The sequence below is a fragment of the Amycolatopsis sp. NPDC006125 genome, from assembly GCF_040614195.1.
Classification (GTDB): domain Bacteria; phylum Actinomycetota; class Actinomycetes; order Mycobacteriales; family Pseudonocardiaceae; genus Amycolatopsis_E; species Amycolatopsis_E tucumanensis.
Map to the genome: position 1 here is coordinate 79,911 of NZ_JBEXTZ010000027.1, position 6,135 is coordinate 86,045.

Below are 6,135 nucleotides of genomic sequence, written 5' to 3' on the forward strand. Positions count from 1 at the left end.
GTTCGCCGTTGAACGGTCAGGACCCGATGCTAGGAACGTGCGCGGCGCCGGGCCTAGGGCCGGAAGACCATTCCGGGAAGCGCTCGCGAGCGGCCCACCGCGTCACGGGCGCGAAACCGAGGCCGGTCAGCAGGAACAGCGCGCCGAGGACCAGCCACCCCACCACACCGCCGCCGAGGACCAACGTCGTCAGCAGCACCGGCCCCGCCATCCGGGCGATCGCCACGCCGGAGGCGAAGAACCCCTGGTACTGGCCCTGTTTCCCGTCGGGCGCGAGCGTGAAGCTGATCTCCCAGGCGCCCGCGGCGAGCAGCATCTCCCCCGCCACCTGGATGACGGCCGCGACGAGCAGCACCACCCAGAGGCTCGCCGACGACGCGTACACCGCGCAGGCGAGCAGCATCAGGATCCCGGCGCCGCGCGCGGCGTGGGCGGCGGTCCGCAGCCCCGACACGCGGCGCGCGACCCGGACCTGGAACAGCACCACGCTCACCGTGTTGACCAGCAGCAGGACCGACACCAGCCAGGCAGGCGCGTCCGTCCGCTGGACCATCCACAGTGGAATGACCAGGCTGAGCAGCGGCATGTTCAGCATCATGATCGTGTGCAGGAGGGCCAGCACCGCGTACGGCCGGTCCCGCAGCACCGCCCGTCGCGGGCTGTTGCGGACCACGGCGACTTCCGGCACGCGCGAGAGGATCACCGCCGCGACCACGAACCCGGCGGCGTCGGCGGCGAACACCACCTGGTAGGCGGTCGCGGTGCCGACCTGCAGCGCGACGCCCCCGGCCGCGGCGCCGATCGCGAGCCCGGCGTTCGTGGCCGCCTGCAGGTGGGCGCGCACCCGAGTGCGGCCGGCGGGCTCGACCAGACCGGCGAGCAGCGCCTGCCGTGCGGCGGCGAGCCCGCTCTGGCCACAGGCGTAGGCGCCCGCGAGTGCGAGGAAGGCGGGGAACGAGGTGGCGAAGACGAACCCGCCGAGCGCGACGGCCGTGCCGAGCGCGAGCAGCACCGCGACCCGCCGCGGCCCGTACCGGTCGGCGAGGTGACCGGCCCCCACCCCGGCGATCGCGCCTGCCGCCCAGCCGAGCGTCAGCCCGAGCCCCACCTGGGCCGGCGGCAGACCGATGACCAGCGTGAAGTACAGGGCGGAGGTGACGTAGTAGGCGCCGTCGCCGAGCGAGTTGACCAGCTGCGCCGTGGCGAGCACCCGCGCGGCGGTCATGACACGCCCCGGTGCGGCCCGTACCCGTCGGCGCGGTGGCCCGCACCCACTCCTGCGACGGCCGCCCAGCCGAGCGGCAGCCCAAGTGTGGACGCGGCGTAACAAGCGCCGCCGCCCAACGAATTGACCGGCAGCGCCACAACGAGCACCCGCGCGGCGGTCATGACGTCACCGGGCGGCGCGTGCGGGCCCGCTTCAGTTCGAAGAAACCGTCGGTGCCCGCGACCAGCACCACCCCGTCCCACAGCCGGCCTGCCGCGGCACCGCGGGGGACCGGCGTGACCACCGGGCCGAAGAAGGCGTTGACCTCGCCGTCGGGGCCGGTCACGTGGATCGCCGGCGTGCCCAGGTCCTCCCCCACCGGCCCAAGCCCCGCCGCGGTGCTCTCGCGGAGCGCCTCGTCGTGCTCGGTGGTGGCGGCGGCCTCCGCGAGGTCCACCGGCAGGCCGCACGAGGCCAGCGCCTCGCGGTACAGGTCGCGCCCGAGCGGCGCGCGGTCGAGGTGGATCCGCCTGCCCAGCGCGGTGTAGAGGTCACGCAGCACCTCGTTGCCGCACCTGCGCTCCGCGGCGATCGCGATCCGCGCCGGGCCCCAGGCGCTGTCCAGCCACTCCCGGTACCACGGTTCCACCGCACGCCCCTCGTTGAGCAGCGACAGGCTCAGCACGTGGAACCGGACCCGCACGTCCCGCACCCGCTCCACCTCCAGCAGCCAGCGCGAGGCGATCCAGGCCCACGGGCACTTCGGGTCGAACCAGAGGTCGGCTGTCGTCATGGCGGAAACGCTAGACAGCCGATTGGCCCGAGGTAAGCTCCAATTCTCACCTGCTTGTTTGGGCCATTTCCGGAGCCGTGGTGGACCTGCACATCAGCCTGACCGGCGGTGACCTCGTCGCGCAGATCTACCGCCAAGTCCGCGACGCGATCGCCGACGGACGCCTCCGGCCAGGCGAGCGACTGCCGCCGTCGCGGGAGCTCGCGCGGACCCTCGCCGTCTCCCGCAACACGGTCGCCGCCGCCTACGACCGGCTCACCGCCGAGGGCCTGCTGACCGGCCGCGTCGGGGCCGGGACGTTCGTCGCGGGCACCGCACCGCGGCAGCCCCGCCGGGCGCCCCGGGGCGTGCTGGCCGCGCGGCCGTTCTGGGACACCCTGCCGGACCCCGTCGAGGCGCCGCCGGTGCGCTACGACTTCCGCGTCGGCGTGCCGGACGCGAGCCTGTTCCCGCTGCAGACCTGGCGGCGGCTGGTCTCGCAGAGCCTGCGGAGCCACGAGATCCCGGCCGGCTACGGCGATCCGTCCGGCCACAGTGGACTGCGGGCGGCGATCGCGCGGCACCTCGGCATCGCGCGGTCGGTGCGGGCGGCGGCCGAGGACGTGCTGGTCACGCAGGGCGCGCAGCAGGCGCTCGACCTCGTGGGCCGGGTGCTGGTCGAACCGGGGGCGTGCGTCGCGGTCGAGGAACCCGGCTATCCCCCGGCGCGGCGGCTGCTCGCATCGCTCGGCGCGCGGGTCACCGGAGTGCCGGTGGACGGCGAGGGGATCGTCGTGGACCGGATCCCGAACGCCGCCCGGCTGGTGTACGTGACGCCGTCGCACCAGTTCCCGCTGGGCACACCGATGTCGCCGGCGCGCCGGGCCGCCCTGCTCGAGTGGGCCGGGCGGCGGGACGCGGTGATCGTCGAGGACGACTACGACAGCGAGTTCCGCTTCGCCGGGCGGCCACTCGACCCGTTGCAGAGCCTGGACCGCGCCGGGCGGGTCATCTACGTGGGGTCGTTCTCCAAGACGCTGCTGCCGATGCTGCGGCTGGGCTTCCTGATCGCCCCCGCCGCGTTGCGGCCCGCGCTGCTCAAGGCCAAACAGCTCACCGACTGGCACGGTGACCTCACCACGCAGCCCGCGCTCGCCCGGTTCCTGGACGAGGGCCTGCTGACCCGGCACGTCCGGAAGGCCACTCGCGAGTACGCGGCCCGGCACGAGCTGATCGTGCGCACCCTGGAGCGGGAGTTCGGCGACTGGCTCCGGCTCGTACCCTCGGCCGCGGGCCTGCACGTGTGCGCCAGGTCAGTGGTCGACACGTCGGCCCTGCACGCCCCGGGTGTCGCGTTCGACCGGCTGCACACCTACTACGCCGATTCGCCGCCCGAGCAGGGGCTCGCGCTCGGCTACGGGGCGGTGTCGCCGGACGGGATCGTGGCCGGTCTCCGCCTGTTGCGCGACGGGTTCAGGGCAGCAGGACGACCTGGATCGCGGTGAGGAGACCGGCCGCCGCGACCGCGATGGTCGCCGCGCCGAGGACGTGCCGCGCGCTGCCGGTCGTCGGCGGCCGCCGCACGGCGATGAACCACAGCACCACGACTGCGGCGGCGCACCCTGCGGCGGCGATCTCCAGCGGGGCGCCGCGGACCAGGCCGCTGCGCAGCAGGAGAATGGCCGCGACGGCGGCGGCGAGGGCGGTGCGCTGCCAGGCCAGCGCGGTCCGCTCGGGCTGGAGTCCGGGGTCCCTCATCGGATCGTGGCCAGCGCGACCACGAGGACGACCGTCCCGGCGAGCGCGGCCGCCCACCCGACGACGACCGGCAGCCACGTCATCGGCAGCGGCCGCTTGTTGCGCATCGCGCGCTGCACCCGGGCCCAGCGCCGGTAGGCGAACGCCGCGAGCAGGGTGCCGGTGACGGCGAGCAGCGCGGCGAGGACGCCACGCAACCCGGCGATCGAGAACTGCGGGACGAACTGCATGAGCGCCACAGCGCCGGCGATGAGCGCGAGCGCGGTCCGCAGCCACGCCAGGAAGGTGCGCTCGTTGGCCAGCGTGAAGCGGTAGTCGGGCTCCTCACCCTCCTCGTACCAGCGTGGGCTCATGCGGGTGACGTTACTGTCCGGCGCGGGCCCGGGGCAGTTTGACCGGGTCGTCGTGCAGGTCCTCGAACAGGTCGCCGACCTCCTCGACCCGGTCGAGGACGTCGTCGCTGAGGAACTTCAACTGCGCGGGGCGGCGGCACGACTCGACTTCGTCCCAGGTGACCGGTGTGGACACGGTCGGTTCCGGGCGGCCGCGCAGCGAGTACGGCGCGACGGTCGTCTTGTGCGGGTTGTTCTGGCTCCAGTCGATGAACACCTTGCCGGGCCGCAGGCTCTTCGTCATGGCCGCGGTGACCTCGCCCGGCGTCTCGGCGGCGAGCTTCTTCGCGGCGGCCTTGGCGTAGGCCGAGGTGTCCTCCGGTGTCGCGGTCTTCACCGCCGCGTACAGCTGCATGCCCTTCGAGCCGCTGGTCTTCGGGTAGAGCCGCAGCCCGTCCGCCGCCAGCAGGTCGCGCAGCCGCTCGGCGACGCGGCAGCACTCGACGATCGTCGCCGGCTCGCCCGGGTCGAGGTCGAACACCAGCAGGTCGGGGTTGCGGCGGGCGCCACGCGGGCCGACGGTCCACTGCGGCACGTGCAGTTCCAGCGCGGCGAGGTTGGCCGCCCATATCAACGTCGGCACGTCGTTGACCAGCGGATACGCGTTCACGTCCGAGCTCTGCCCGCGCCCGCCGCTCGCGATCTTCGCGGTCTTCACCCAGTCGGGGGCGTGCCGTCCGGCGTCCTTCTCGTAGAACGGGTTCGACTGCACCCCGCCCGGCCAGCGGCGGAAGGTGAGCGCCCGGTCGCGCAGGTGCGGCAGGATCACCGGGGCGACGCGGGCGTAGTAGTCGATCACCTGGCCCTTGGTGAACCCGGCTTCGGGGTAGAGCACCTTGTCCAGGTTGGACAACGACAGCCGGCGCCCGTCGACCTGCACCGTCACCCTGTCCTCGGCCATGCCCCCAGCCTGCCCCAGCGTCGCGCGCCGTGCATCCCGCGCATTGTCTCGCTGAACGGAACAGATCTTGCTGGGAACCGGTACAGTATGGGAGTAGCTGCACCGATACCGTTCCGCTTACCGGAACGCTACCCCGAGGACCATCGGCTTTGACCACCAAGAGTACCGCCGGACGCAAGCTCGCACCGGCCAACGACAACACCGGCACCGAGGCCGCGGCCCGGGTCGCCGACGTGCTCCTGCTCTTCGCCGGCGGTCCCCGTTACCTGGGGGTGAGCGCGATCAGCCGCGAGCTGGGACTGTCGAAGGCCGTCGTCTTCCGGATCCTGCAGTCGCTCGTGTCGCGGGAGCTGCTGGCGACCGATCCTGGCGTGAACGGCTACCGGCTGGGCCAGGCCGCGGCCGCGCTCGGCGCGAGCGCCCTGCGCCGGTTCGACGCCCGCACGGTCGCGACGCCCATACTGCGCCGGCTGCGGGACGAAACCGGCGAGACCACGACGCTGTCCGGCCTGGTCGGCGACGAGCGGGTGTACCTGGACCAGTTCGAGAGCCCGCGCGAGATCAAGATGACGGTGGAGATCGGCCGTCGTTTTCCCCTGCACGCGGGTTCGTCCGGCAAGGTCATCCTGGCCTTCCTGCCGGAGGACCGCCAGGAGTCGGTGCTGCGGCGAACGCTGGAACCGCTGACGGACAAGACGATCACCGACGTCGACACCCTCCGCACCGCACTGGCCGAAACCGCGAGGGAGGGGGTAGCGGTCTCCCTGGGCGAACGCCAAGCCGGAGCCGGTTCGGTCGCAGCCCCCCTGTTCGGCCCCGACGGCGAGGTCCACGGCTCGATCAGTATTTGTGGCCCGCAATACCGCTTCACCCCGGAGGCGATCGACCGTTATCGGGCCCTGATCCGCGCAGCATCGGAAGAAATCCGGGACAACTGGACCTGGCTGCGCGACAGCGAAGCAGGCAGCGCATAGCGCAACGCCCTGAACACAAACGAAGCTGGGTGGTCATCCCGTCGCCTGACACGCAACGATCACCTTGAGCCAGGGCCGCAACCTGCGTGCTTTCCGGCGGCCGAACATGCCAACCTTGCGGCCCTGGCTCA

The 6,135-nt window shown here is 72.8% G+C and carries 7 protein-coding genes; 2 read left to right on the top strand and 5 right to left on the bottom strand.

Annotated elements, in window-relative coordinates; all coding sequences use genetic code 11:
* Positions 1 to 16: 16 nt before the first annotated feature.
* Positions 17 to 1,225 carry an MFS transporter gene (locus ABZ193_RS16385; RefSeq protein ID WP_354710411.1) on the bottom strand — a complete coding sequence of 403 codons (1,209 nt, stop codon included), beginning with the start codon at positions 1,223 to 1,225 and terminating at the stop codon, positions 17 to 19.
* 160 nt (positions 1,226 to 1,385) lie between these two features.
* Entirely contained in the window at positions 1,386 to 2,000 is a 615-nt protein-coding gene (locus tag ABZ193_RS16390) for a disulfide bond formation protein DsbA (RefSeq protein ID WP_354710413.1), read from the bottom strand.
* A gap of 80 nt (positions 2,001 to 2,080) precedes the next feature.
* Here ABZ193_RS16390 and ABZ193_RS16395 point away from each other — a divergent pair, with 80 nt between their 5' ends.
* Positions 2,081 to 3,484, top strand: a complete 1,404-nt coding sequence (locus ABZ193_RS16395) for a PLP-dependent aminotransferase family protein (RefSeq protein ID WP_354710414.1) — start codon at positions 2,081 to 2,083, stop codon at positions 3,482 to 3,484.
* Here the strand turns inward: ABZ193_RS16395 and ABZ193_RS16400 are convergent.
* Genes ABZ193_RS16400 through ligD form a run of 3 tightly spaced genes read right to left on the bottom strand, consistent with a single transcriptional unit; the run spans position 3,453 to position 5,030 of the window.
* Positions 3,453 to 3,737, bottom strand: coding sequence for a DUF202 domain-containing protein (locus tag ABZ193_RS16400; protein WP_354710415.1), 285 nt, complete (start codon positions 3,735 to 3,737; stop codon positions 3,453 to 3,455). The two genes, ABZ193_RS16395 and ABZ193_RS16400, sit on opposite strands and share 32 nt — an antisense overlap.
* On the bottom strand, positions 3,734 to 4,090 hold the full coding sequence (locus ABZ193_RS16405) for a DUF202 domain-containing protein (protein WP_020417747.1): 357 nt from the start codon (positions 4,088 to 4,090) through the stop codon (positions 3,734 to 3,736). Before ABZ193_RS16405 ends, ABZ193_RS16400 begins: the two co-directional genes overlap by 4 nt.
* 10 nt (positions 4,091 to 4,100) lie before the next feature.
* On the bottom strand, positions 4,101 to 5,030 hold the full coding sequence (gene ligD, locus ABZ193_RS16410; RefSeq protein ID WP_354710417.1) for a non-homologous end-joining DNA ligase: 930 nt from the start codon (positions 5,028 to 5,030) through the stop codon (positions 4,101 to 4,103).
* 149 nt (positions 5,031 to 5,179) lie between these two features.
* Between ligD and ABZ193_RS16415 the strand changes: the two genes are divergently transcribed.
* A complete protein-coding gene (locus ABZ193_RS16415; RefSeq protein ID WP_020417745.1) occupies positions 5,180 to 6,004 on the top strand; it encodes an IclR family transcriptional regulator in 825 nt (274 codons plus the stop codon).
* Positions 6,005 to 6,135: the final 131 nt, after the last annotated feature.